The sequence below is a fragment of the Anabaenopsis sp. NIES-4685 genome (assembly GCF_059725405.1).
This window is the reverse complement of sequence record NZ_AP043602.1, coordinates 1539848-1564184: the sequence shown is the minus strand read 5'-3', so window position 1 is coordinate 1564184 and position 24337 is coordinate 1539848. Positions and strand designations below refer to the sequence as shown.

Genomic DNA, 24337 nt, shown 5'->3' with positions numbered 1-24337 from the left:
TACCCTACTTCTCACATCATCACAGATAATCTAGGATAATTTAGCTAGAAGTCGGGGATCTGTGTGTCTGTGGGAGGGGATGGTAAGGCGATGTTAAAGGCGATCGCGAAGCGCTCCTGTAAGGCGGTGACCACCAAGGGAAGCGTTACAAACCCCCCTCTCAAAGCCATAGAAAATAAACCTTTGCGTACCTTTGCGTACCTTTGCGCCCCTTTGCGTTTAACAACAGATATAGTCGCCACCTAAAAGGGGTTAAAATTTACGTTGGATGCTACACGGGGAGCCAGGGGTTAAAAACCCCCGTCTCAAAGCTAAAGTCAGATAAATCTGACTAGAAAATCATCTATTTGATTATCTTGACAAGATGTGATATTGAAGCGCTGCTACAAGGCGATCGCGTAAGAGGTAGAAAAACCACTTGGCGTTAAACAGTATAATCAATCATGGTCTGCAAAGCATTTTGTAAGTCTTTGGTCAACTGACTGACAGCTTGACGAGTAGCAGGGCGATCGCCTTGAGATTTTTGCCAGCGTTCAGTGACAGAAATTGGTTCACCGACAGTAATCGTCGCTTTCCTGAAACCTAAACTAGGTCTACCGGGGAGGGTAGACTCCTGAATCCGAGAGAGCAGATCAAACATTAATAAAGCTGTTTCCGCTAACCTTTCGGGGGTTGGTTTTTCCTGAATATAATTAGCTGTCACACCTACAAAAGTTTCTACTATCCTCATGTGTTGCATTTTCAAATCTGCTTCACAGGCGACCCAGTCTGCTAACCCACGTTGGAAGGGTGCTAAAGCGTCAATATCTGCTAGATCATCCCGGTAGATATAATTCCAACCTGCTTCTTCTAAACGACGACAGCGATCGATAAAATTGCCTTGTGGTTGTACGCCAAAATATTCTTCCGCCACCTGTAAGGCTATATCCATTAAATGATGTAATCTGTTAATGATCATCTGGTTACGGGTGGTAGATTGATCCACAGAGTTAGTTTTAGGTATGTCTCGATGATAGAAACGGCGGTAAAACTCTTCCATCTGGGTAATTAAATACTCAGCCAAACAACAAATACGTTGATAGTAAACTTCTAGTTGGTGATTAGTTCCTTGCTCAACTACCCCCAAACCGCTATCAGCTTCTAACTTACTTAACAGCCAATTCAGTCTTGACCAAGGTGGCTGGACGTAGCTATACTGAATAGCTACCGGGACAATAAACACAGTCTGATCACCCTGGGCTTTTTCCAGGTCTTCTACACACCAGAAACCTAATTGGGCTACACCGGGTTCTAAGGGGCTAACAATTCCACTATGACCATTATTACCTCCTTCTGGTGCGACTGCGATGGGCATTTGTCCATTACTAAATAAATCCCGTGCTGTTTGAATGGCTTTTCTATCTAATCGGCGACCACGACGAATGGGGACACCACCCACCCTAGAAAATAACCATCCTAACCAATCCCCAGCCCATATAGTCATACCCCGGTCATAGAGAAAATAGCTATGGAGGGGCGATCGCAGTTGAATATCCTGCTGGCGTGCAACCCGGGGCAAAATGTAGGAAAGTAGATAGAGCATACACAGAGGGTCTTCTACCTCTGGGTGGCGAAATGCAATCAAAAAGCGAATTTTCCCAGCCTGGAATTGTTGATAAAGTTGGGCTAAGGTCTCCACGTTCTCAGCTTCCACTTGCACAATTCCCGCGGGTAACCATGGTCTAGTACGAAAACGTAGCACAATAGGCAATAACCACCGGAAAATCTGTAGTATAAATGGGTTAAAGTGATGGGGAATGAATTTGAGTGGTGGTTGGGTAGAACGAATTGACTTAGGCAAAGTAACTCTCCAGATTATTATGTAGTTGGTATGTAAAGGATTAAGTAATTTGAATATGAATACACCCGAAGATGGGCGAAAGTACGCGCCAGCTACACAAAGGAATCGTGAACCTATTCTAGAGGTACTGTTACAGGTGTTACCCCCAACTGGTACTATTTTAGAAGTCGCTAGTGGTACGGGTGAACACGCTGTATATTTTGCGCCCCGTCTTACCCCCCGCCGATGGTTACCTACTGAACAAAATCCTTTATTACGTGCTAGTATTAAGGCTTGGGCTAAAGAATATCCATCAGATAATCTTTACCCACCTTTAGAACTTGATGCTAGTATGGCGAGTTGGAAAGTCGAGAAAGATACTGTACCTGACTTACCCATTGTAGCTATAGTTAATATTAATATGATTCATATTTCGCCCTGGTCAACTTGTCTAGGACTAATGGCTGGTGCGGGTCGCATTTTGCCCCCAGGGGGAATACTCTATTTATATGGACCGTTTAAACAAAATGGAGAGCATACAGCACCTAGTAACGCTGCTTTTGATGAATCTTTGAGGGCGCAAAACCCAGCTTGGGGGGTGCGTAATTTACAGGATGTGATTGCAGCAGCTACCAGGGAAAATATGAACTTAAAAGCAACTTACCAAATGCCGGCTAACAATCTCTCTGTAGTATTTGAACGCTCTTGACCATGGAGATTAGCAGACTCGAACTGCTGACATCCTGCTTGCAAAGCAGGCGCTCTACCAACTGAGCTAAACCCCCATCAACTATAAACAGCTTTGAGAAACAGTTTTTGCTGATTTTTAATTATTATATCATTACTCAATAGATTATGCAAGAAAAAAATCAGGTAGTGGCGGCGCTGTATAAATTTGTCAGCTTACCGGACTTTGCCGAGAAACAAGAACCCCTACTGTCTTACTGCCAATCACAAGGTATTAAGGGGACTATTTTATTAGCAGCAGAGGGCATTAACGGGACTATTGCCGGCTCTCGTCCAGGGGTTGACTCTGTTTTGGCATTTTTGCGTTCTGACCCCCGTTTAGCAGACTTAGAACACAAAGAGTCATATACTGAAACACAGCCCTTTGAACGCCTGAAGGTGCGGTTAAAGGCGGAAATTGTGACTATGGGTTTACCAGAAGTTGACCCAAATCAGCAGGTGGGTACTTATGTCAGTCCTCAAGAATGGAATGATTTGATTTGTGACCCGGAGGTGATTGTCATTGACACCCGTAATGATTATGAAGTGAATATCGGTACTTTTAAAACAGCACAAAATCCCCAAACTAAATCTTTCCGAGAGTTCCCGGAATATGTGAGTAATAACCTTGACCCCAATCAACACAAGAAAGTCGCTTTGTTTTGTACAGGGGGGATTCGTTGTGAAAAAGCCTCAGCTTTTATGCTCTCCCAAGGTTTTACGGAGGTCTATCACCTGAAGGGTGGTATTCTCAAGTATTTGGAATCAGTACCAGCAGAGGAAAGTTTGTGGGAGGGTGAATGTTTTGTTTTTGATGAACGGGTTGCGGTTCGTCATGGATTGGAGTTAGGTAGTCATGAGTTATGCTTTTGTTGCGGATATCCTATTTCTGAGCAAGATAAGGCTTCCCCTCAATATGAAGAAGGTATTTCTTGTCCTCACTGCTTTGATAGTCTGACTGCGGAAAAAAGGCTGCGTCAACAGGAGAAGTGGAAACAGTATAAATTACAGCACCTTTTTTCTGCGTGAGCCATACCAGGGTGGGCTTTCCTGCCCACAGAATGAGATTTATAATATTTGGATTCTTTTATATTCCAACTTTTGCCGAATCAGTTTGAGAATCTCAAGACCCAATATTACAGGCTTTTGCGATCACTCTTGCACAATTTCATCTTCTTGTTGTTTACTTTCCTCCAGAATTTGCTCTAGTCTGGCTTGAATTTCCTTGTGTGTTTGCACACCTTCAAAGGCATAACGATTATAACCATTACGCTGGATGATTTGTTCTAAATAGCGCATCCGGTCTTCAGATGCGGGGTGTGTACTCAAATAGGCGGGGATAGTTCGTCCTTTTTCCTGTTGTTTGATAGTAACAAAGAAATTGCGTAAACCATCAGCAGCATAACCCGCACCAGCTAATACACGAGTACCAACAACGTCGGCTTTCAGTTTCTTGTTGACGGCCATAATCTAGGATTGCTAAATTAGAGATCAGATTGCCAAAAGGGATAATTTGCCCAATGTTGGACAGGAGATTGGCGTTAGTTATCCGATCAAATCCATGAGATAAAACTGCGTGACCAACTTCGTGTCCTAATAGTCCGGCTAATTCTGCTTCTGAATTGAGGGCCATAATCGCCCCGGTATTGACAAATACTTTACCACCGGGTAGAGCAAAGGCATTGAGCGAATCATCTAAGATGACATTAAATTCATACTCAAAATCATTGCGCCCCATTAAGTTGGCAATGTTATTACCAATGCGGCTAACGTATTCTACAATGGTGGGGTCTTCTATTAAAGTTGATTGCTGCTTATAAACTGCTGCAAGCTGCGCCCCCATAGCTGACTCACCTTGGAGGATCAAAGGAGCTAATGTGACGGCTTGGAGATTGGCATTACCAGTTACAATCCCAATTGTAGCACCCACAATGCCCTGCAATACCACTTGTTGATTTAGTTGACTACGAAAGCGGTTAAAATTATTTTCAGCAATATTAGTAAATTCCTCGGCTTGGGGATGATCGGGGTAAGTCATCGCAAATTGACGCGCAGTAATAGAGGCTTCTAACCATTGTTCAGCTTCTTGCTGGGCTTTAATTAGGGCTTGATTTAGTTCTGCCGATTGGGGGAAAATACTGATGGCACGCTCTAAAACAGGTAGTATATCTTTCTTATCACCATATTTTTTCGTGGCTTCTGCATAGAGTGTATATGCAGGGGTGAATTCTGGATGTCTTTCTAGAAGCATTTGTAAAGGGACAAAGATTTTACTGGTAAGTCCCTGTTGCATTCCCTCGGTGGCGTTGCGCCAATATACTCTCCCAGCGCCGGAAAGTTGCTCTGGGTCAGTAATTGGCTCAGGAAGAGTAATTCTAGATGCTTCCTGAGCAAATGGGGTTTTGACTTGGCGGTAAAGTTTTTCGGCTCCTGCGGTATCTCCTGCTAGGTATAATTGATCTGCTTTCACCAGAGTTTGTAAGCGGTTAGCTACATTGGGAGTTTGTGCTGTAGAAATGATTGGTATTGTTAGGTGAAGACATAAGAATAAAAATATACCACAGGCTACCCATAGCAAGGGCTTTTTTTTCATGAATTTTTCCCCAATAATGGCAAAGCAACAAATACAGATGTATTTTAGGCGATCGCACTCGGTTTCTTTTATCTGTGCAACACAGTAATTTCACTATAATATTTTCCCCAAATATTATCCAGGGTTTCTGAAAAATTTATAAAAATTTATACTAAAATCACTAAGATAGCGATCGCTCCTCCCGTAAACGGCGTTTCCGTTAGGTTGAGATATAGTCAAAGTGTAGTCATTGTTTTCAAGTTATGCTTATCCAGAAGATAGTTCAAGAACTGCAAGACATTCCCGAAGACAAACTAGGAGAACTATATAATGTAATTCATTACTTTCGATTAGGTTTAAATCAAGAGCGTACCCAACCCCGCACCCCCGGTTTACTCAAGGGAAAACTGGGCGAGGCGTTTTTTGAAGCACTACCAGAAGAAGAACTCCAAATAATTGAAATCATTCCTGATGTAAAGCTTGATCAATAGCGATCGCCTTTAGTGGTGACTAAAGGCAATTCAAAACAGGATAATTATTTCTTATGGGCTAAAGTTAAGCCATCGGCGATGGGAAGTAAACTCAAATTAATCCGCTGGTCTTGGTGTAGTTTTTCATTGAGGGCGCGAATGTTGGTAGTGCGATTGTCTTGAATTTCTGGGTCGGCTACACTACCAGACCAAAGTACATTATCAATCAAAATTAATCCTCCTGGTCTGACTAGTTGGAGCGATCGCTCATAATAACCGTCATAATTACTTTTGTCAGCATCAATAAAGGCAAAGTCAAAGGTTTCTGCAGCACCTGCTGCTAATAGTTGGTCTAATGTCTCCATTGCTGGGGCAATGTGTAAATCAATTTTATCTGCAACCCCTGCTTTTTGCCAATAACGACGGGCGATCGATGTAAACTCTGCACTCACATCACAGGCTACTACCCGACCATCGGCAGGTAATGCCAAAGACACCACCAGGGAACTATAACCCGTAAATACTCCTATATCTAAGGTTTTTTTTGCCCCGATTAATTGCACCAGCAAGGACATAAACTGTCCCTGTTCCGGTGCAATCTGCATCACAGCCATCGGATGCTGGGCTGTTTCTGCTCTCAGTTGGGAGAGGATTTCCGGTTCCCGTAAAGATACGGATAATAAGTAGTTATATAGTGATGGTTCTATTCCCAGTGTTTTATTTGCCATAGTTCAGTGAAATTAACATCCAGATGATTGATTTTACTTCTTGAGAGTGAGAAAAGCTAATTTGTCTTTCCACCTCAAGAATGATAAATTTCTATATTTTCATAGTTAACTTAAAAGCAGATGAACAGGAGCAATCCTGACATTCCAAGAGAGTTGTGTACTTGTTTTCAGTGGTCAGATTAAGAGCGTGTGTCAGGTGTGAGGATCACAATGTCAGCTAAACCTAGTTTAGCTGACATCCTGGGTAAAACTGCCTGAACTTGAACATTATTAGTTGGGAGCTAAAGCATAAATTTTAACCTTGGATTGAGGTATTAATCCGAGGTTTGCTTTTAGGAATCTGTGAATTGTTTTTTCTTGATTAATTTACACATAAAATTATCCTATGCCAGAAGAGATATTACAACCACCACAGCAACAAAAACCACCCGGTAAAGAGTCAGAAATGAAGCCCCGTCCCCAAGCTGATGATCCGCACTATCAAGAGTCAACGGCTAATTACTTATAAAAAACAACAACTACAACCTATGACATCCCCAAAACCATTGCTAGGTACAGACTTAGTAGATTGTGCTAGAGCAAATGCCAAGCAAGGAATAGAAATTGCTGCTTATCAATGTGGGTATGGCGATGATATTAATAGTTTTAGCCAGGCCCTGAGAGAATCTTGTCAGACAATGAATTTAAAGGTGAGAGAGCTCAATGAATTAATTACGAATCAAGACAAAATTATAGAATTAGGCACTGGGGAAATTGTCGCCCCTGAAACATCCTCACAGTTATAACCCTAAAATTACTCGCGCCAAATTAAAGTAAATCAAAACACCCAGGACATCAACGGCTGTAGTAATAAACGGTGCTGACATCAACGCGGGGTCTAGGCGGAAGGAGCGGAATAAAAATGGCAGTGCAGAACCTGAGACAGAAGCAATCACAGAAATAGCTACCAAACTGCTACCTACAGTAAATGCGACCTCTGGGCGGTCTTGCAAAAAATAAGCCCAGACTGTGGCGATACCACCTAACATTATTCCTAAAAAAGCCCCGGCGATCGCTTCTCTGCCAATTACCTGCCATACTCCCAGGGATCTGATTTCATCGGTACTCATGCCGCGAATGACCACTGTAGAAGATTGAGCGCCCACATTACCACCAGTACCTGTGAGCAAAGGGATAAAGGCCGTCAGTATTACCACTTGTTCTAAGATATCTTCCTGGGACTTAATAATTGTGCCAGTGATTGTATTAGTGATGAGTAAGACAAACAACCATAGTACCCGCTTCCGGGCAACTTGTACCAAACTCATTTGAAAATAGTTGTCACCATCGGACTGCACACCACCGCCCAGGGCGTAGATATCTTCAGTAGTCTCCTGTTCGAGAATATCAATCACATCATCAACCGTGACAATACCTACTAGACGCTGTTCTTTATCCACCACAGGTAGAGCTAAAAAATCATATCTTTGAATTAATCTAGCGACTTCTTCTTGGTCTGTATCAGTGTAAACAAACACAACTTCACGGGTCATAATTTCGCCAATGGTTTGCTCTGGCTGAGATACTACCAACTCTCGTAAAGAAACAATACCCGTCAAACGCCTGACGCTATCGGTAACGTAAAGGTAGTAAATCGTTTCACTCAGATGAGCCAGACGGCGAATGCGTTCTATGGCTTGAGATACCGTCAGACGTTCTTTGATATAAATTAACTCTGGGGTCATGATCCGCCCAGCTGTACCCGCTTCATAACCTAAGAGTTGGGCTGTAGCTTGACGTTCTGCTGGGCTGAGTTGTTCTAGCAAGCGGTTGACAACTTTGGTTGGTAACTCGTCAAATAATCTGGCGCGGTCATCCGGGGACATTTTATCTACAATGTCACGGACATCCTGGCTTTTGAGTTCCTCAATTAAATGTTCTTGAACACTATAGTCGAGATATTCATACACCTCAATAGCCTCAGTTTTAGGAAGCAAGCGAAAAACCAAAGCTTGCATTGCTTCTGGTAAACCTTCAATGGCCTCAGCAATATCCGCAGGTTGTACGGGTCTGAGAATAGATTTTGCTGCTTGTAAGTCCCCCAATTCTAGGAACATTCGTAGCTCATTTCGCACCAGGTCTTGCAATTCGCTACGGCTGACATTTGGAGTGGTGAAGTTGAAATTATTTGTTTCAGTCAAAATCTACTTTCCTCATGCAGTTGCAACAGGTTTACTACTTTTAGTTTAGGGGAATAATGAGTTTTATTGACGTAAATTTAACTCAGGCACTCTGTGGTACATCGCCGGTCAATTATTAATCTGCTTATGGCTAATTTCCGCCATTCCTACAGTTTCCCTGAGAGTTTTTTGGGCAATTTTTGTGATATATACTGTTATGGCAATAGTGGCAAGTAACCCAATTATTTGCATGACCCATTGCCAGATTTGCGCTTGTGGATGACTGGGCTGATTGGGAGTATTGACCATGGCTAAATCACCGGTCTAAGGAACCTATATAAACGTACATAACTGTACCGGGAATTATGCCCAAGGAACCTAAGATATAGTCTTTTAGAGAAACTTGTGTAACTCCAAAGGCGTAATTTAACAAGTTGAATGGGAAGATGGGAGATAAACGCGTGAGTAAGACAATTTTCCATCCCTCTTTAGCGACTGCTAAGTTAATGGCTGTAAATTTAGGATATTTATCAAGCTGTCGAGACACCCAATCACGGCATAAATAACGTCCGATCATAAAGGCTACAATTGCTCCGATCACTGCTGCAATTAAGACATATACAGACCCCCAAAACAGACCAAATAAGCAACCACCTTTGATAGTTAAGACAGAACCTGGTATAAATAATATAGTTGCTAAGTTGTAAATTATCATATAAGCTATGGGTGCTAAAATACCAAGACTTTGCACCTGTGAGATGGCATCATTGAAAACTTGTTTAACTGGGAAATATTGCGCCAAAATAATTAGGCTAGCAACTAGAAAACTAATTATTAATAATTTAAGTCTTCTATGTAATTGGTTTTTTGTATCCATAAAATATTTCTTTAATCCTAAGGTACTAAAACACAAAGGTAATTTAATAAAAGATGAATGGTATCCAAATATTAAGATGTTTAATTTTTGGATATATTAATATAGGATATTTATCAAGTTTTTATCGCCGATACCAGCGGCGAATGCGTTTCGGTGATATACCCAGAAGGTAAGCAGTAATCACTATTTGATTCAGGATTGTAGTGTAAAATACTCCTTTTTGCAACCATCTCCGCGCAGAAGTAATAACTGGTACAGGGATGATGATAATTTTGCCGATGCTTTGTAAACGACGGATGAGTTCAAAATCCTCCATGATAGGTAAATCTGGAAAATGACCAACTTGATCGAATACTTCTGCTGTTAAAAATATTGCCTGGTCACCATAGGGCATTTGACAAAAACGCGATCGCCAATTTACTCCTTTTTCTACCCCTCTCAAAGTCCACAGGGTGGCATTAATCTGTAAAGCAAAGGCTCCCGCTACCATCTGCGGCTGTTGTACCGCTGTGCGGATCATACCATCAAAGCCAGCCGGTAAGCGTGTATCGGCGTGGAGAAACAGGAGGATGTCCCCACTTGCAGCCATAGCACCTGTATTCATTTGAGTAGCACGACCAGGAGCCGAGGCGATGACCTTGACGTTTAAAGACTCAGCTATGGTAACAGTGTCATCTTGTGAGCCTCCATCTACCACTATTAACTCTACATTAGTGCTGGGTTGAGTACAAGCGATCGCCTCTCGAATATTTCCTGCTTCATTATAGGTGGGGATAATAATTGAAATTTTGTTATACACTGCTTTTGTGAAGTCTCACAAGAGGTTATTTTAGAGGATATTTAGAATAATACTTGGAATTGAAATACCCCCTTCCGTGTATGACAGGAAGAGGGTTAGGGTTATCTTATCTACTTAATTACGAATTACCTTGGCGTAGCGCTTCCGCAGGGAAAAGGAAATATGAGCGATTATTTCAGTATCCGCCTTCTTCTTCGTATTCTGGCTGTCTTTCTTTGATTTTCTTGGGAATATTCACTGGCTTTGGTGCATCCTCCCAAGCATCGCCTTCTACATCATCATCATCGTCGTATTCGTTGGTGTAAGCTTGGGTTTCATATCTAGGTTTAGGTGGCTCTTGATATCTATCCCTAGGAGTAACTTCACTCCAGTTATCTTCCTCGTCTTCTTCGTATGGAATAGATTCGTACTGTTGGGCCCGCATGACTTGACGACGGGGGATTTCTTCTTCCACATAGTCCTGGGTCCATTCCTCCTGTTCCACAGGTTCAGGAGCGCGGACTCTGGTTTTAGGTGGTTGTAATGGTACTCCACTAGGTAGCTGATTCGTTGGTGAAACTGTGCGGGGAATATAGCCATATTCCTCTTCTGCTTCTCTTTCCCAGGGTGCTTTACCGATACCTAAGCGCTCTAGTACGCCCACTGTTAACTGGTTAACTCGCTCTTCGGCTCCTTCAAATACAATCAACCTACTCGGTCCGGTGCTGACGACTTCATCCATCGATAACTCGTAGGTGCTGAGAAATTGGTCAGGAATTTGGGGGACTCCTAAAGAGGCGACGACTATGGAAAGAATCCGACCAGTTTCGCCATTGAACTTGAAACCCCGCACTCTCCCTAATACTTCACCCGTCTCTGTGATTACTTCCCAGTTAATCAGGTTGCTTAAACTCTCAATCTCAATATCTTCGATCGCATCTTCGTTATCAACTAGAATTACATCACCAATTTGGTTGATAGTGTTGAGGTACATATAGCGTGGCAGACCCGAAATAGAGATCAGGCTGTCTCGCAAACCAAGAGCCACAACCTCTCTTTGATCAATATCAACCCAAAGTTGATTGACGATACCGAGCCGTTTGCCGTTATCGCGAGTAATCACCTGGGTGTTTAATATGTCGGAACGCCTAATTATCTGTTCAGAGGTCATTCTATACCGAGTCCTGATCTCGAATCCGGTTTATCTATACACTATTATTAACAAAATCTCAAGCAGATGCATTGGATGATTTTAATTTAATCCCCAATACTTGAGTGTAAGCTCCTCGTGCTTGAGTAACGCCAATAGTCCGTTCGGCCGATTCTATCATCGGACGGCGTAAACTCACAACTATAAATTGGGCTTGTTGGGCTTGTTGTTTAATCATTTTAGCTAATCGCTCGACGTTGGCACCATCTAAAAACATATCTACTTCGTCAAAAGCATAAAATGGGGAGGGGCGGTAACGTTGTAGAGCAAAGATGAAACTTAAGGCTGTGAGGGATTTTTCCCCCCCGGACATGGACGCAAGGCGCTGTACTGGTTTACCTTTGGGGTGGGCGACTAGATTTAGCCCACTGTTAAAAATATCTTCGGGATCTTCTAGTTGCAAATAGCCGTCACCTTCGGAAAGAACGGCAAAAATAGATTGAAAGTTGGTGTTGACCGCATCAAAGGCTTCTTTAAATGCTAGCTGTCGCAATGTGGTAAAGTTTTCAATCCTTAGGAGTAATTCTGTGCGTTCGCCTTCTAGGGTCTGTAGTTTTTCCGTTAGTTCTTCTAGGCGGTTCTGGGTGCGTTCGTATTCCTCTAAGGCCAACATATTCACTGGTTCCATGGCCTGTAAGCGTTTGGTTAGGCTGCGCAGTTCTTTTTGCAGTTCCTCTAAATCTACCTGGTCTGGTACTTCTGGTAAGGGATTGGGCAATTCTGCGCCGGTTTCTCGTAATTGGTTTTGCAATGCTTTTAACTCTTCGATCCGTTTGTGTTGGCTTTCTTGGAGTTTTTCTATTTCCCATTGCAGTTGTTGTTGATGTAAAAGTTGCGATCGCAATTCTTGTTCTATTTTGTCCCGTTTTTGTTTCTCTAACCCTAAATTTTCGCTGATTTGCTGTAAATTGACCTGGTTTTGATTAATTTCACTGCTGAGGTTAACTGATTGACTATTCAGGGAATTTAGTTGATTTTCTTGGCTGGTTTGTTGTTGCTGATATTGCTGGATTTTAGCTTCAGCTTCTTGGATGCGTTCTTGCGATCGCTGTTGTTGAGTTTGACAATTTTTTAATTTTTCTTCCGCTTCCCTTAATTCTCTCTCTTTTTGTTGTAGTTGTTGCTCTTGGTTTTTAATAGTTATTTGCATTTCTTGCCATTCTCTGGGGGTTTGAGATGCTTCTAATTCCCCTAACTCTTGTCGCAATTGTTGTAACTCATTTTCTTTTATTGGTAATTCCCGATCTAACACTGATAAACGGGATTGGGCGCGGCTGATTTTTTCGGTATTTTGGGTCAGTTGCGATCGCGTCCCATGCAATTGCTCTGTTAAATTCTTGACTTCTTTTTGCAGTTGTTCCCATTGTAACTGCTGTTCTCTCCGGGTTTGTTTTGCTTCTGCGAGTTCCTGGGTGTATTGTTTAGTTTGAGCCGATAAAGTAGTTATGGACTCAGTACAACGTAATAAAATTCGCTCAATCTCTCCCAAGCGCCCCTTTAAAGCTATAGCTTCCTCAGATTCCGCTGACTCAGTTTTCCCAAACCGCAATACAGAACGCTGACTATTACTCCCCCCTGTCATAGCGCCGCTAGTTTCTAACAATTCCCCATCTAAGGTGACAATCCGATACAAACCCATATTTTGCCGGGCTGTTTGGATACTCGTAAATACTACAGTATTACCGAATACATAACTAAACACATCTTGATAACGGCGATCGCATTCAATTAAATTCATGGCATAATTGACAAACCCGTGGGCATAACGCAAGGTGGCATCCTGAGTAAATTTACTAGGTTTTACCTTATTTAAAGGTAAAAAAGTTGCCCTTCCTGCCCGTTTTTGCTTGAGTAATTCAATTCCCGCCGCGGCTACGCTGTCATCTTCTACGACAATATGACCCAAACGCCCACCAGCGGCAATTTCCAAGGCTAACTGATAGCGGGGGTCTACCTTACCCAACTGTACCACCAAACCGCACAACCCCGGCAGTCCCGACTGTAAAATTACCTTACTGGCTTGGGTTCCCTGTACCTCCTGTTGGGCTTGGGCTTGGGCTTCAATTTTATCTAACTGGCGTTGTTTTTCCCGTTGTTCTTGTAAAAGTCGCTTTTGGGTTTCCTGTTGGATTTGTAACTCTTGTTCTGTAGCTGCGAGAGTTGCGGTTAAATTGGCTATGGGTTCGCCCCCTCCCTGAAACTCCATTTCCCAGCGACTACATTCAGCTTGTTTACCACTTAACTCCGGTTCCCAACTATTAACCAGCTGAGTTTGTTCAGTAATTAGCTGCTGTAACTGCTCATAGCGTTCCCTCAGTTGTGCTTGTTCAGTGCGTTGGGGTTCCAGGATTTGCAGTAAAGATTCAATTTGACGATTAAAAGCTGTTTGTTGCTGTACCCAAGCTTCCGAAGCTGAAGCGATCGCCGCAGCTGCTGACCTGGAAGCATCTAAAACCCCTTGGGCTTGATTTCGTGCTTCCACACAACCCAGAATAGATTCTCTGGCTAAAACCTCAGTTTGGGCTAAACTTGTTAATGACTGCTGATATTGTGCCACATCCTGGTGAGTTTGGCTCAATTCTTGGGTTGTTTGGGTGATGGCTGCGGTTAATTCCTGTTGTCGGCGCTGGAGTTGTTTAAATTCCGCCTCTTGGGTGGCTAAAGTAGTTTGGAGCGCCAAGAGTTCCTCCTCACCCAAAGCTTTGACATAAGCATTGAGTTGTTCTAGTTGCTCCGTCTGGAGAGTAATGGTAGAATTGAGGTTATTTAACTGAGTAGTAAATTCAATATAACTGCGATCGCCCCCTTGAATTTGCGCCACCAAATTTTCTTGCTGTGCTTGAAGAGAGCGCCAAGATAAAACCGCCTCCCAGGACTGCTTACACTGAAACTCACTGCGGAGTACTTGATACTTTTGCGCCTTAGCACGGGCTTGAGATAGGCGATCGCGCTGTATAGTTAACTCAGTCTGAATAATCCGACAACTATCCTCCTTGTCCTTCACCTCATCCAGAGTTTTCTTAGCTTGGACAATTTTACGGTCAAAAGCCGCCACCCCAGCCAACTCATCAATAATTTCTCGACGTTCCCTAGCATTCATAGAGATAATACTAGTAACATCCCCTTGTAACACCACATTGTAACCCTCTGGATAAATCCGCAGGTTATTCAACTCCTCATGTAACTCCGTCAGAGTACAAGGCTCACCATTAATATAATAGTTAGAGGTATAACTACCCTGCTGACTTACCCGCAACCTCCGGGTTACAGTCCACTCAGTGACAGCACCCTCCCCAATCTGGGTTTGTGTCCCGGATACATCCCCCGACAAATCAAAGGTTACCGTCACACTGGCCTCAATTCCAGCGCGTCCTTTAGGCTTTTGAGCATTATTCACCAAATCCGGTAACCTATCCGCTCGCATTCCCTTAGAACTAGAAAGCCCTAAACAAAACAGCAACGCATCCAGGATATTAGATTTACCCGAACCATTCGGCCCAGAAATGACGGTAAACCCCGGTAATAGAGGAACCGAGGTAGTACCACCGAAGGATTTAAAGTTAGTGAGTTCCACGCGCTTGACGTGTACCATAGATGCTGCTTAACTGGGCTAATGTAGCATAAGTGTATCAATTAATTAAGATTTGGCAATAGGGATAAGACCACTTTTTAGCATCCTCTAGGGGAGAACCAGATTTAGGTTAAGTATGAGTTGACATTAAGCTGTTTCAGAATGGAGAATCATCATTCAGATATTTAATTCTATCCATAGCAGTTTGATAGTCTTTTGTTTTTCCTTGTCTTTTATATATATTGGCAGCAGTCTCAAAATCATCAATTGCACTGTGCTTGTCTCCTAAAAGATAGCGAGCTAACCCCCGGTTGAAGTAAGCATTAGCAAGATTAGGGTCAATCTGAATAGCTTGGGTATAGTCATCAATTCCACCCTGGTTGTCTCCTAACTTAGAGCGAGCATTCCCCCGTCCGTAGTAAGCTAGAGCATCATTAGGGTCAATTTTAATAGCTTGGGTATAGTCATCAATTCCACCCTGGTTGTCTCCTAACTTAGAGCGAGCTAACCCCCGGTTGTTGTAAGCTAGAGCAAAATTAGGGTCAATTTTAATAGCTTGGGTATAGTCATCAATTCCACCCTGCTTGTCTCCTAAGTCAGAGCGAGCTACCCCCCGGTTGTTGTAAGCTAGAGCAAAATTAGGGTCAATTTTAATAGCTTGGGTATAGTCATCAATTCCACCCTGGTTGTCTCCTAAGTTAGAGCGAGCATTCCCGCGGTTGTTGTAAGCTAGAGCAAAATTAGGGTCAATCTTAATAGCTTGGGTATAGTCATCAATTCCACCCTGCTTGTCTCCTAAGTTAGAGCGAACTACCCCCCGGTTGCAGTAAGCTAGAGCAAAATTAGGGTCAATTTTAATAGCTTGGGTATAGTCATCAATTGCACCCTGGTAGTCCCCTAAGTCAGAGCGATATACCCCCCGGAAGAAGTAAGCATCAGCATAATTAGGGTTAATTTTAATAGCTTGGGTATAGTCATCAATTCCACCCTGCTTGTCTCCTAAAAAATAGCGAGCTAACCCCCGGTTGTTGTAAGCTTGAGCAAGATTAGGGTCAATCTGAATAGCTTGGGTATAGTCATCAATTGCACCCTGGTTGTCTCCTAAAAAATAGCGAGCTACTCCCCGGTAGCAGTAAGCTTGAGCAAGATTAGGGTCAATCTGAATAGCTTGGGTAAAGTCATCAATTCCACCCTGCTTGTCTCCTAAGTTAGAGCGATCTACCCCCCGGTTGAAGTAAAATTGAGCATTTGGCACAGGTTTATCAACTGGGGAAACTGTCAAACTTTCTAAATAGCCCCGTAAACCCCCACAATAGAGCAACTCATTGATTTTTACCCTGGCTTTCCCCCCGGTCACAGTGGTCATATTAGTGGGTAAAAACCCTGCTAGGACTAAATGATATTGATTTTGTGCCTCATTGACTTCCTCTTCAATTAAAATACAAACCAAAACAGCATTTTTGTGAATTTCTTCTTGACTAATTGACCATTCAATCTGATTAAATCTACCCTGACGGGCTTTTACCTGAATACCAATAGATGAATCAGCGGTGAGGGTAAAGTCTACCTTACCATCACCACCCTGATATTGTTCATAGTCAACCTCCGTGAGCAGATCACCTAAACGGGTTTTAACTACCTCCTCCCCTAGCTTTCCCTTCATGTTGTTAACAAACACATCCTCACTCTTAGAGTTACTACGTTTATATTTATCAACCATGCGCCAGCAAAACCGCCGTAATTGCTGTAAGGAGTCACCGGTGATCACCGTTAACTCACTGTGCTGTCCTGGTTGGTCACACTGGAGTAAATTACCGGATTCCAGTCGGTTGATGAAGTCTGTCTGTTGGGCTTGTAATATAGTTTTCCAGTCCATTAGTAAAAATTCGCCTTCATCTGACAAGGAATATTAACATCTTGAGGAGATATGCAGACGCGGGAAAAATCACAACCATCAAAAACCCAAGGGTGTCCTTGAGGCTTTGGAGCATTATTCACCACATCCGGTAACCTATCCCCTCCCATTCCCTGAGAACTAGAAAGCTCTAAACAAAACAGCAACCCATCGAGAATATGAGATTTTACCGAACCATTGGGGCTAGAAATGACGGTAAACCCCGGTAGTAGAGGAACCGAGGTAGTACCACCGCAGGATTTAAAGTGAGTGAGTTCCACGCGCTTGACGTGTACCATAGATGCTGCTTAACTGGTCTATTATAGCACAAGTGTATCAATTAATTAAGCCTTGGCAATAGGGACAAGACCATTTTTTAGCATCCTCTAGGGGAGAACCAGATTTAGGTTCAGTATGAGTTGAGATTAAGCTGTTTCAGGATGGAATATCATCGTTGAGATATTTAATTTTATCCATAGCAGTTTGATAGTCTTTTGTTTTTCCTTGTCTTTCATATATATTGGCAGCAGTCTCAAAATCATCAATTGCACTCTGGTAGTCTCCTAAGTCAGAGCGAGCTAACCCCCGGTTGTAGTAAGCTTTGGCATAATTAGGGTCAATGTGAATACCTTGGGTATAGTCATCAATTGCACCCTGCTTGTCTCCTAAGTCAGAACGAGCTAACCCCCGGTTGTAGTAAGCTTGAGCAAGATTAGGGTCAATGTGAATAGCTTGGGTAAAGTCTTTAATTCCACCCAGGTTGTCTCCTAACTTAGATCGATCTACCCCCCGGTTGTGGTAAGCTTGAGCCAAATTAGGGTCAATGTGAATAGCTTGGGTATAGTCATCAATTGCACCCTGCTTGTCTCCTAACTTAGAGCGATATACCCCCCGGTTGAAGTAAAATTGAGCAAAATTAGGGTTAATGTGAATAGCTTGGGTAAAGTCTTTAATTCCCCCATGGTTGTCTCCTAACTTAGAGCGATATACCCCCCGGTTGAAGTAAGCTTGAGCCAAATTAGGGTTAATGTGAATAGCTTGGGTAAAGTCTTTAATTCCCCCCTGGTTGTTTCCTAACTGAGAGGGATATACCCCCCGGTTGAAGTAAAATTGAGCATTTGGCACAGTTTCATCAAGTGGGGAAACTGTCAAACTTTCTAAATAGCCCCGTAAACCCCCACAATAGAGCAACTCATTGATTTTTACCCTGGCTTTCCCCCCAGTCGCAGTGGTTATATTAGTGGGTAAAAACCCTGCTAGGACTAAATGATATTGATTTTGTGCCTCATTGACTTGCTCTTGAATTAAAATACAAACCAAAACAGCATTTTTGTTAATTTCTTCTTGACTAATTGACCATTCAATTTGCTCAAATTTACCCTGACGAGCTTTTACCTGAATACCAATAGATGAATCAGCGGTGAGGGTAAAGTCTACCTTACCATCACCACCCTGATATTTTTCATAGTCAACCTTCGTGAGCAGATCACCTAAACGGGTTTTAACTACCTCCTCCCCTAGCTTTCCCTTCATGTTGTTAACAAACAGATCACGAACAGAAGAGGACTTATTTGTATACTTGTCAGCCATTTCCCAGCAAAAATCCCGTAATTGCTGTAACTGGTCATCGGTGATCACCGTTAACTCACTGTGCTTTCCTTGCTGGTCACACTGGAATAAATCACCGGATTTCATTCGGTTAATAAAGTCTGTCTGTTGGGTCTGTAATATAGTTTTCCAGTCCATTAGTAAAAATTCGCCTTCATCTGACAAGGAATATTAACACCTTGAGGAGATATGCAGACGCGGGAAAAATCACAACCATCAAAAACCCAAGGGTGTCCTTGAGGCTTTTGAGGATTATTCACCACATCCGGTAACCTATCCCCTCCCATTCCCTGATAACTAGAAAGCTCTAAACAAAACAGCAACCCATCGAGAATATGAGATTTTACCGAACCATTGGGGCTAGAAATGACGGTAAACCCCGGTAGTAGAGGAACCGAGGTAGTACCACCGCAGGATTTAAAGTGAGTGAGTTCCACGCGCTTGACGTGTACCATAGATGCTGCTTAACTGGTCTATTATAGCACAAGTGTATCAATTAATTAAGCCTTGGCAATAGGGACAAGACCATTTTTTAGCATCCTCTAGGGGAGAACCAGATTTAGGTTAACTATGATTTATGACTTTTGATCGCCGTTGCGTGAGAGCAGTTCAATTTTATCTACAGCATATTGATAGGATATTTCATCCCCTGCTGTTTGATAGATATATGCAGCAGCTTTCCAGTCATTAATCGCACCCTCGTTATCTCCTAAATCACAGAGGGCTAACCCCCGGTTGAAGTAAGCAGAAGCATAATTAGGATTAATCTTAAGGGCTTGGGTATAATCTGCAATTGCTCCCTGATTGTCGTCTAAGTAATAACGGGCTGAACCGCGGTTATTATAAGTATCAGCATCATTGGGGTTAAGTTTGAGGGCTTGGGTATAATCTGCAATTGCTCCCTGTTCATCTCCTAGGTCAGATAGAATATTCCCCCGGTTATTGTAAGCATCAGCATCATTGGGGTTAATTTTGAGGGCTTGGGTATAATCTGCAATTGCTCCTTGGTTATCTCCGGCATCATAACGAGCTAACCCCCGATTGTAGTAAGCTAAAGCGTAATTAGGGTTAAGTTTGATGGCTTGAGTATAATCATTAATTGCGCTCTGGTTATCTCCTATATCGGAGTGAGCTAAACCCCGGTTGTAATAAGCTAAAGCATCATTGTGGTTAAGTTTGAGGGCTTGGGTGTAATCTGCAATTGCAGCAATGGTTTCTCCTAAGTGATAGTGAACTAGACCCCGCAAGTAGTAAGCTGTGGCGAAATTAGGGTTAATTTTGAGGGCTTGGGTATAATCTGCAATTGCTCCCTGGTTATGTCCTAAGTAATAACGAGCTTTTCCCCGGTTGTTGTAAGCATAAGCTAAATTAGGGTTAATGCTGATGGCTTGGGTATAATCTGCAATTGCATCAGCGGTTTCTCCTAAGTAATAGCGAGCTACTCCCCGGTTGTTATAAGCATAAGCATCATTGGGGTTAAGTTTCAGCGCTTCGGTATAATCTTTAACTGCTAATTGCCTATTCCCTAATTTACTGTAAGCATTACCCCGGTTGTTATAAGCATAAGCGTCATGGGGATTAATTTTAATGGCTTGGGTATAATCTTCAATGGCTGCGCTGATTTCTCCTAAGTAGTAGCGCGCTTTACCCCGCTGGAAGTAAGCGCCAGCATTGTCTGGTTTTAGTTGTAATGCTTGATTACAATGAGCGATCGCACTCTCATAATCTGTTTTATTAAGGTATTCTTTAGCCATATCAATATACTCCTCAACTTCCACAGATGTCTAAGTTTCTAAATAACTATACAAATCTTAGCATTTTACCTCAAGTCACAAAAATTACTCGTCTTTGGAAAATTAGGCTGATGGGGTGATAAAATCAACTGGAACCTCACCTGAACACCCCTGGTTGATTTGACGCGGGTATGTGTGGTATTCTGCAATTTAGTTGCTAGGATTCGTGAAGTGTATCTGTAGGTGATGCCTTAGTTTGGAGTAAGTTCAGTTCTTGGCGTGCGTCACGAAGACTATTTTGATCTCCAGTTTTTTGGAAAAGTTTAATAGCTTGTTGAAAATCGGCGATCGCACTTTGTGTATTTCCCTGTTTTGTGTGATTCACAGCCCTGTTATAATAGGCTAACCCATATTGAGGATTAATGGCGATCGCCTGAGAGTAATCTTTATCCGCAGCTTTGTAATTTCCCAATTGTAGGTGAACATTACCACGATTATTGTAAGCCGCTACATCCTGAGAATTGAGTTCAATAGCTTTAGTATGGTCTGCAATTGCACCTTGGTAATTTCCAAAAGAAAGACGATGAATACCTCGGTGATTATAAGCTGCTCCCCACCGGGGATTTAGCTCTAAAGCTTGATCATAATCTTTACCAGCTTTTAATCTATATCCTAACTCGCTGTGCATATCGGCCCGTCGGAGATAGGCGACTGCTTGAGGATGGCGATTAATGGCGTGAGTATACTGCCGAATGGCTGCATATTTTTGATTTTTGCTAGCGTAAATTAAACCTTTTTGATAATAAGGTCTAGCATCACCGGGATTAATCTTAATGATAGCATCAAAATCCTCCATAGCGGTTTGGTAAATTCTCAGACGACGGCGGAGAATACCCCGTTGTAAATAAGCCTCAATATAATTAGGTCGCAGCCTGATGGCCGTGCTAAAATTCTCATTAGCGCTTCTATTGTCATTCATCTGTACTAAGGCTAAACCCCGAGCATAATAAGCATAGGCATGACGAGAATTTAAGGCGATCGCTTTGGTATAATCAGTAATTGCTTCTTGGTATTTACCCAATCCATATAAAGAAAATCCCCTATCATAGTAAGCATCAGCATTTTCTGGGTTTAATTCAATAGCTTTAGTAGCATCTATCTTTGCTTGCTGATAGTTTCCCAACCGGTAAAATGTATTTCCACGGCTCTTATAAGCCTGATAATTGCTTGAGTCTAGTCTAATAGCTTGGGTAAAATTCTCAACTGCAGATTGATAGTTTCCCTCTTGATATTTTCTCAATCCCTCCTGGTATAGTTGCTCAAATTTTACTGGAGAAGCAATAGTTATCAGTGATGAAACTAACCTCAATACTGTCACTATCCCTATAAAACCTATTCCCCCTAGGATTAACCAAACTTTTGGGAGTTGCTTGTAAGTAAATTCATGAGTTTCCACCTGCTCTATATCTTTTAAAACTTCAATTACTGACTGGTATCGCTTCTGATAGTCAAAGCGTACCATTTGATCTAAAATTTTTCCTACCTCCTGACAAATTTGAATATTTTTCCGCCGCCAAATAATTGCCCCTGTTAGCAAACCTTTCTGCTGTTGTAAGGTTGATATTTCCTGCTCTGTTAAACCCATAATTGCCGCAATGACAATTATCCCTAAAGCATATATATCACTATTATATTGAGGTTGACCGCGCAATTGTTCTATAGGTACATATTCAAGATTAGCGACGGTATTGGTTATCAGTTCGGGAATAGCGCCAAAATTAACTAAAACTAATTTGTGATCTGACTCTCGACGGATGATATTTGCGGGGTTAATATTCTGGTGAATCACTCCCCGCTGATGTGCAAATACCAAAACTTCTAATACTTGAGATAAAACACTAATTACCTCTTCCTGTGTTAAAGGTATGCCCTGTAAAATCTCATTGGTTAAGGTATTACCAATAATATATTCTTCAACTAGATAGAATTTTCCATCTTCTTCAAAATAATTGACTAGATTTTGGATTTGGTCATGTTCCTGACTAAGTTGCTGTAACTTGTGTCCCTCATGGAGAAATAACTCTCGCAGTAGATTTAAACCCGGGAGAGTATCACCATCAGGATGTAGCTCCTTGACTACCAATTGACGACCGGGAACGATAGCATCTTCAGCCAAATAGGTTTGTACCTTCTCCTCTACATTCAGGACTTCCAGGATGTGATAACGCGTATCTAAGATTCTACCAGTCATAAGTCTATCAGTGATTACACTTATAATAATGCCTATTTCCTCAAAGCAATTGTAGTCATGAATCACTGAAGACCTAGGCAGATATTCAATGAATAATTAGGCGGGAACTACAAACTTTTCGGTACCAGCTAACCCAAAGGCGCTGTGAATAACCTGCAAAGCTTTGACACCATCTTCTTGTGCTACAACACAACTAATTTTGATTTCTGAGGTAGCAATCATTTGGATATTAATTTGGTTTTCGGCTAAAGCGTCAAACATTTTCGCCGCAATACCTGGTTGTCCCACCATCCCTGCACCAACGATACTTACCTTGGCGATCGCATTATCTAAGACAACCTCACCCCATTCTAATTCTCCCGCCACTTGAGTGAGCATTTTTTGTGTACTTTCCCCATCCATCTGCGAGACAGTAAAAGCAATATCCCTTCTAGGAATACCGTCAACTATTCGACACCGTTGAGATTGAATAATCATATCCACACTGACATTATGCTGTGCTAATAGTCCAAATAACCTGGCCGCCATCCCTGGTCGGTCGGGTACTTGACGAATTGCTAGACGTGCTTGGTTCATATCGAGGGCGACACCACGCACTGCGGGAGCAGATAACACAGCAATTGCTTCTGGTTTCTTAATATTCTGGTCTTCTGCAATTTCAAAAGCTTGACGCAGTGCAGCCACAGCGCGATCGCACTCTGTCGCATCTACTACACAACTAACTTTAACTTCACTAGTAGAAATCATCTGAATATTTACTTGTGCTGCGGCTAAAGTCGCGAACATTTTAGCTGCTACCCCGGGACGCCCAATCATTCCCGCCCCAGCAATACTGACCTTAGCAATATTTTGCTGTACCATCACCTCAGCCTCATCAGAGTTGGGGTGATTTCTCAATGCTGGGGCGATGGCGGATGCTACCGCTTCCGCGCGTTTTAATATCGGTGCTGTGACGGTGAAAGCAATGTCATTAGTATTACCTTCATGTATAGACTGAATAATCAAATCTACATCTACATCTTGCCGGGATATTTCTCCAAATAACCGCGCTGCTACCCCTGGTTTATCGGGGACGCGCAACAATGCCACCTTGGCTTGGTCTGTATCAAACTCTACATCATCCACAGGGCGGGCAATTTCTAGATTCACTAGCGATCGCCCTTGGGGTTTAGGGGATGTTACCCAAGTACCAGGGTCATCACGCCAACTAGATTTTACCACCAGTGGCACCCCATAATTGCGGGCAATTTCCACAGCGCGGGGATGTAAAACTTTCGCCCCCAGGCTTGCGAGTTCGAGCATTTCATTACAGCTAATCTCCTCCATTAACTGAGCTTCTGCTACCAGGCGGGGGTCTGTAGTCAATATACCAGGGACATCGGTATAAATTTCACAAAAATTTGCCCCTATAGCCGCAGCAATAGCCACAGCGGAGGTGTCGGAACCACCCCGACCCAAAGTAGTAATCTCCATATCTCTGAGACTAGATATACCCTGAAATCCAGCAACTACAACCACTTTCCCTTGAGCAATTTGATGACGCAGCCGTTGGGTTTCAATATGTAAAATTCGCGCGCGGGTATGTTCAGCTTCAGTCACAATTCCTACTTGACCACCAGTCATAGAAATTGCTGGCTGTCCAATTTCTTGCAATGCCATACTAACTAAAGCAATAGTGACTTGCTCCCCAGTAGAAAGCAACATATCCATTTCCCTGCGGTTGGGATGGCGAGAAACTTCCTGAGCCATTTTCACCAGTCCATCTGTGGTTTTACCCATCGCCGAAACCACGACGACCACAGAGTTACCCGCCTTAACAGTCTTGTAAACACGCTGTGCAACAGCTTGAATACGTTCTACAGAACCAACAGATGTACCACCGTATTTTTGAACTATGAGCGCCATAAGTTTATATGTAATCAATGCTGCCTACTTTGATCA

The 24337-nt window shown here is 42.6% G+C and carries 18 protein-coding genes, 1 tRNA gene and 4 pseudogenes; 5 read left to right on the top strand and 18 right to left on the bottom strand.

Annotation, left to right across the window (positions count from 1 at the left end; translation table 11 throughout):
• Positions 1-44: 44 nt before the first annotated feature.
• Positions 45-242, bottom strand: a complete 198-nt coding sequence (locus tag AC6IZ0_RS06840; RefSeq protein ID WP_497725542.1) for a hypothetical protein — start codon at positions 240-242, stop codon at positions 45-47.
• 182 nt (positions 243-424) lie between these two features.
• Positions 425-1840: a lysophospholipid acyltransferase family protein gene (locus tag AC6IZ0_RS06835; RefSeq protein WP_497725541.1), complete on the bottom strand. Its 1416-nt coding sequence runs from the start codon at positions 1838-1840 to the stop codon at positions 425-427.
• A 55-nt stretch (positions 1841-1895) separates the two neighbouring features.
• On the opposite strand from AC6IZ0_RS06835, the gene AC6IZ0_RS06830 reads away from it, so the two are divergent.
• The gene (locus AC6IZ0_RS06830) at positions 1896-2528 is read left to right on the top strand and encodes a DUF938 domain-containing protein (protein WP_497725540.1); all 633 of its coding nucleotides are present in this window, start codon (positions 1896-1898) and stop codon (positions 2526-2528) included.
• A gap of 3 nt (positions 2529-2531) precedes the next feature.
• Here AC6IZ0_RS06830 and AC6IZ0_RS06825 read toward each other — a convergent pair.
• Positions 2532-2604 (bottom strand) — tRNA-Ala (locus AC6IZ0_RS06825).
• 70 nt (positions 2605-2674) lie between these two features.
• Here AC6IZ0_RS06825 and trhO point away from each other — a divergent pair.
• The gene (gene trhO, locus AC6IZ0_RS06820; RefSeq protein ID WP_280801536.1) at positions 2675-3574 is read left to right on the top strand and encodes an oxygen-dependent tRNA uridine(34) hydroxylase TrhO; all 900 of its coding nucleotides are present in this window, start codon (positions 2675-2677) and stop codon (positions 3572-3574) included.
• Positions 3575-3697: 123 nt separating this feature from the next.
• Here the strand turns inward: trhO and AC6IZ0_RS06815 are convergent, their stop codons facing one another.
• Both AC6IZ0_RS06815 and AC6IZ0_RS06810 read right to left on the bottom strand, forming a co-directional pair.
• A complete protein-coding gene (locus tag AC6IZ0_RS06815; protein WP_497725539.1) occupies positions 3698-4012 on the bottom strand; it encodes a M48 family metalloprotease in 315 nt (104 codons plus the stop codon).
• The gene (locus AC6IZ0_RS06810) at positions 3939-5138 is read right to left on the bottom strand and encodes a M48 family metalloprotease (protein ID WP_497725538.1); all 1200 of its coding nucleotides are present in this window, start codon (positions 5136-5138) and stop codon (positions 3939-3941) included. The genes AC6IZ0_RS06815 and AC6IZ0_RS06810 overlap by 74 nt, the downstream gene beginning before the upstream one ends.
• Before the next feature lie 242 nt (positions 5139-5380).
• Here AC6IZ0_RS06810 and AC6IZ0_RS06805 point away from each other — a divergent pair, with 242 nt between their 5' ends.
• On the top strand, positions 5381-5608 hold the full coding sequence (locus AC6IZ0_RS06805; protein WP_271730964.1) for a hypothetical protein: 228 nt from the start codon (positions 5381-5383) through the stop codon (positions 5606-5608).
• A 44-nt stretch (positions 5609-5652) separates the two neighbouring features.
• On the opposite strand, the gene AC6IZ0_RS06800 is transcribed toward AC6IZ0_RS06805, so the two are convergent.
• Complete coding sequence (locus tag AC6IZ0_RS06800) at positions 5653-6315, bottom strand: class I SAM-dependent methyltransferase (protein WP_497725537.1); 663 nt, start codon at positions 6313-6315, stop codon at positions 5653-5655.
• 385 nt (positions 6316-6700) lie between these two features.
• On the opposite strand from AC6IZ0_RS06800, the pseudogene AC6IZ0_RS06795 reads away from it, so the two are divergent.
• Together AC6IZ0_RS06795 and AC6IZ0_RS06790 are read left to right on the top strand one after the other, a co-directional pair.
• Positions 6701-6805, top strand: a pseudogene (locus AC6IZ0_RS06795) (NAD(P)-dependent oxidoreductase); the annotation flags it as partial.
• 37 nt (positions 6806-6842) lie between these two features.
• Positions 6843-7100 carry a hypothetical protein gene (locus AC6IZ0_RS06790; protein ID WP_271730962.1) on the top strand — a complete coding sequence of 86 codons (258 nt, stop codon included), beginning with the start codon at positions 6843-6845 and terminating at the stop codon, positions 7098-7100.
• Here the strand turns inward: AC6IZ0_RS06790 and mgtE are convergent.
• The 12 genes and pseudogenes from mgtE to AC6IZ0_RS06730 form a co-directional block, all read right to left on the bottom strand.
• Positions 7095-8495, bottom strand: coding sequence for a magnesium transporter (gene mgtE, locus AC6IZ0_RS06785; protein WP_497725536.1), 1401 nt, complete (start codon positions 8493-8495; stop codon positions 7095-7097). The two genes, AC6IZ0_RS06790 and mgtE, sit on opposite strands and share 6 nt — an antisense overlap.
• Positions 8496-8603: 108 nt before the next feature.
• Positions 8604-9351 (bottom strand): annotated as a pseudogene (locus tag AC6IZ0_RS06780) (TVP38/TMEM64 family protein).
• A 121-nt stretch (positions 9352-9472) separates the two neighbouring features.
• Positions 9473-10150 carry a TIGR04283 family arsenosugar biosynthesis glycosyltransferase gene (locus tag AC6IZ0_RS06775; RefSeq protein WP_497725534.1) on the bottom strand — a complete coding sequence of 226 codons (678 nt, stop codon included), beginning with the start codon at positions 10148-10150 and terminating at the stop codon, positions 9473-9475.
• Positions 10151-10325: 175 nt separating this feature from the next.
• Entirely contained in the window at positions 10326-11300 is a 975-nt protein-coding gene (locus AC6IZ0_RS06770; protein ID WP_271730958.1) for a PRC-barrel domain-containing protein, read from the bottom strand.
• 58 nt (positions 11301-11358) lie between these two features.
• Positions 11359-14931, bottom strand: a complete 3573-nt coding sequence (gene smc / locus AC6IZ0_RS06765; protein WP_497725533.1) for a chromosome segregation protein SMC — start codon at positions 14929-14931, stop codon at positions 11359-11361.
• A gap of 136 nt (positions 14932-15067) precedes the next feature.
• Positions 15068-16786: a tetratricopeptide repeat protein gene (locus AC6IZ0_RS06760; protein WP_497725531.1), complete on the bottom strand. Its 1719-nt coding sequence runs from the start codon at positions 16784-16786 to the stop codon at positions 15068-15070.
• Positions 16787-16881: 95 nt separating this feature from the next.
• Positions 16882-17103: pseudogene (locus tag AC6IZ0_RS06755) on the bottom strand (hypothetical protein); the annotation flags it as partial.
• A gap of 136 nt (positions 17104-17239) precedes the next feature.
• The gene (locus AC6IZ0_RS06750; protein WP_497725530.1) at positions 17240-18550 is read right to left on the bottom strand and encodes a tetratricopeptide repeat protein; all 1311 of its coding nucleotides are present in this window, start codon (positions 18548-18550) and stop codon (positions 17240-17242) included.
• Positions 18551-18645: 95 nt separating this feature from the next.
• Positions 18646-18867, bottom strand: a pseudogene (locus AC6IZ0_RS06745) (hypothetical protein); the annotation flags it as partial.
• Between the two features lie 120 nt (positions 18868-18987).
• Entirely contained in the window at positions 18988-20166 is a 1179-nt protein-coding gene (locus AC6IZ0_RS06740; protein WP_497725528.1) for a tetratricopeptide repeat protein, read from the bottom strand.
• 196 nt (positions 20167-20362) lie between these two features.
• Positions 20363-22396: a tetratricopeptide repeat protein gene (locus AC6IZ0_RS06735; RefSeq protein ID WP_497725526.1), complete on the bottom strand. Its 2034-nt coding sequence runs from the start codon at positions 22394-22396 to the stop codon at positions 20363-20365.
• A gap of 96 nt (positions 22397-22492) precedes the next feature.
• A complete protein-coding gene (locus AC6IZ0_RS06730; RefSeq protein WP_497725525.1) occupies positions 22493-24301 on the bottom strand; it encodes an aspartate kinase in 1809 nt (602 codons plus the stop codon).
• Between the last annotated feature and the right edge of the window lie 36 nt (positions 24302-24337).

Excerpts from the sequence above, each read along its gene's own strand:
- AC6IZ0_RS06830 (WP_497725540.1), top strand. The coding sequence starts at position 1,896 with ATGAATACACCCGAAGATGGGCGAAAGTACGCGCCAGCTACACAAAGG.
- trhO (WP_280801536.1), top strand. The coding sequence starts at position 2,675 with ATGCAAGAAAAAAATCAGGTAGTGGCGGCGCTGTATAAATTTGTCAGC.
- AC6IZ0_RS06815 (WP_497725539.1), bottom strand. The coding sequence starts at position 4,012 with ATGGCCGTCAACAAGAAACTGAAAGCCGACGTTGTTGGTACTCGTGTA.
- AC6IZ0_RS06810 (WP_497725538.1), bottom strand. The coding sequence starts at position 5,138 with ATGAAAAAAAAGCCCTTGCTATGGGTAGCCTGTGGTATATTTTTATTC.
- AC6IZ0_RS06805 (WP_271730964.1), top strand. The coding sequence starts at position 5,381 with ATGCTTATCCAGAAGATAGTTCAAGAACTGCAAGACATTCCCGAAGAC.
- AC6IZ0_RS06800 (WP_497725537.1), bottom strand. The coding sequence starts at position 6,315 with ATGGCAAATAAAACACTGGGAATAGAACCATCACTATATAACTACTTA.
- AC6IZ0_RS06790 (WP_271730962.1), top strand. The coding sequence starts at position 6,843 with ATGACATCCCCAAAACCATTGCTAGGTACAGACTTAGTAGATTGTGCT.
- AC6IZ0_RS06770 (WP_271730958.1), bottom strand. The coding sequence starts at position 11,300 with ATGACCTCTGAACAGATAATTAGGCGTTCCGACATATTAAACACCCAG.
- smc (WP_497725533.1), bottom strand. The coding sequence starts at position 14,931 with ATGGTACACGTCAAGCGCGTGGAACTCACTAACTTTAAATCCTTCGGT.
- AC6IZ0_RS06760 (WP_497725531.1), bottom strand. The coding sequence starts at position 16,786 with ATGGACTGGAAAACTATATTACAAGCCCAACAGACAGACTTCATCAAC.
- AC6IZ0_RS06750 (WP_497725530.1), bottom strand. The coding sequence starts at position 18,550 with ATGGACTGGAAAACTATATTACAGACCCAACAGACAGACTTTATTAAC.
- AC6IZ0_RS06740 (WP_497725528.1), bottom strand. The coding sequence starts at position 20,166 with ATGGCTAAAGAATACCTTAATAAAACAGATTATGAGAGTGCGATCGCT.
- AC6IZ0_RS06735 (WP_497725526.1), bottom strand. The coding sequence starts at position 22,396 with ATGACTGGTAGAATCTTAGATACGCGTTATCACATCCTGGAAGTCCTG.
- AC6IZ0_RS06730 (WP_497725525.1), bottom strand. The coding sequence starts at position 24,301 with ATGGCGCTCATAGTTCAAAAATACGGTGGTACATCTGTTGGTTCTGTA.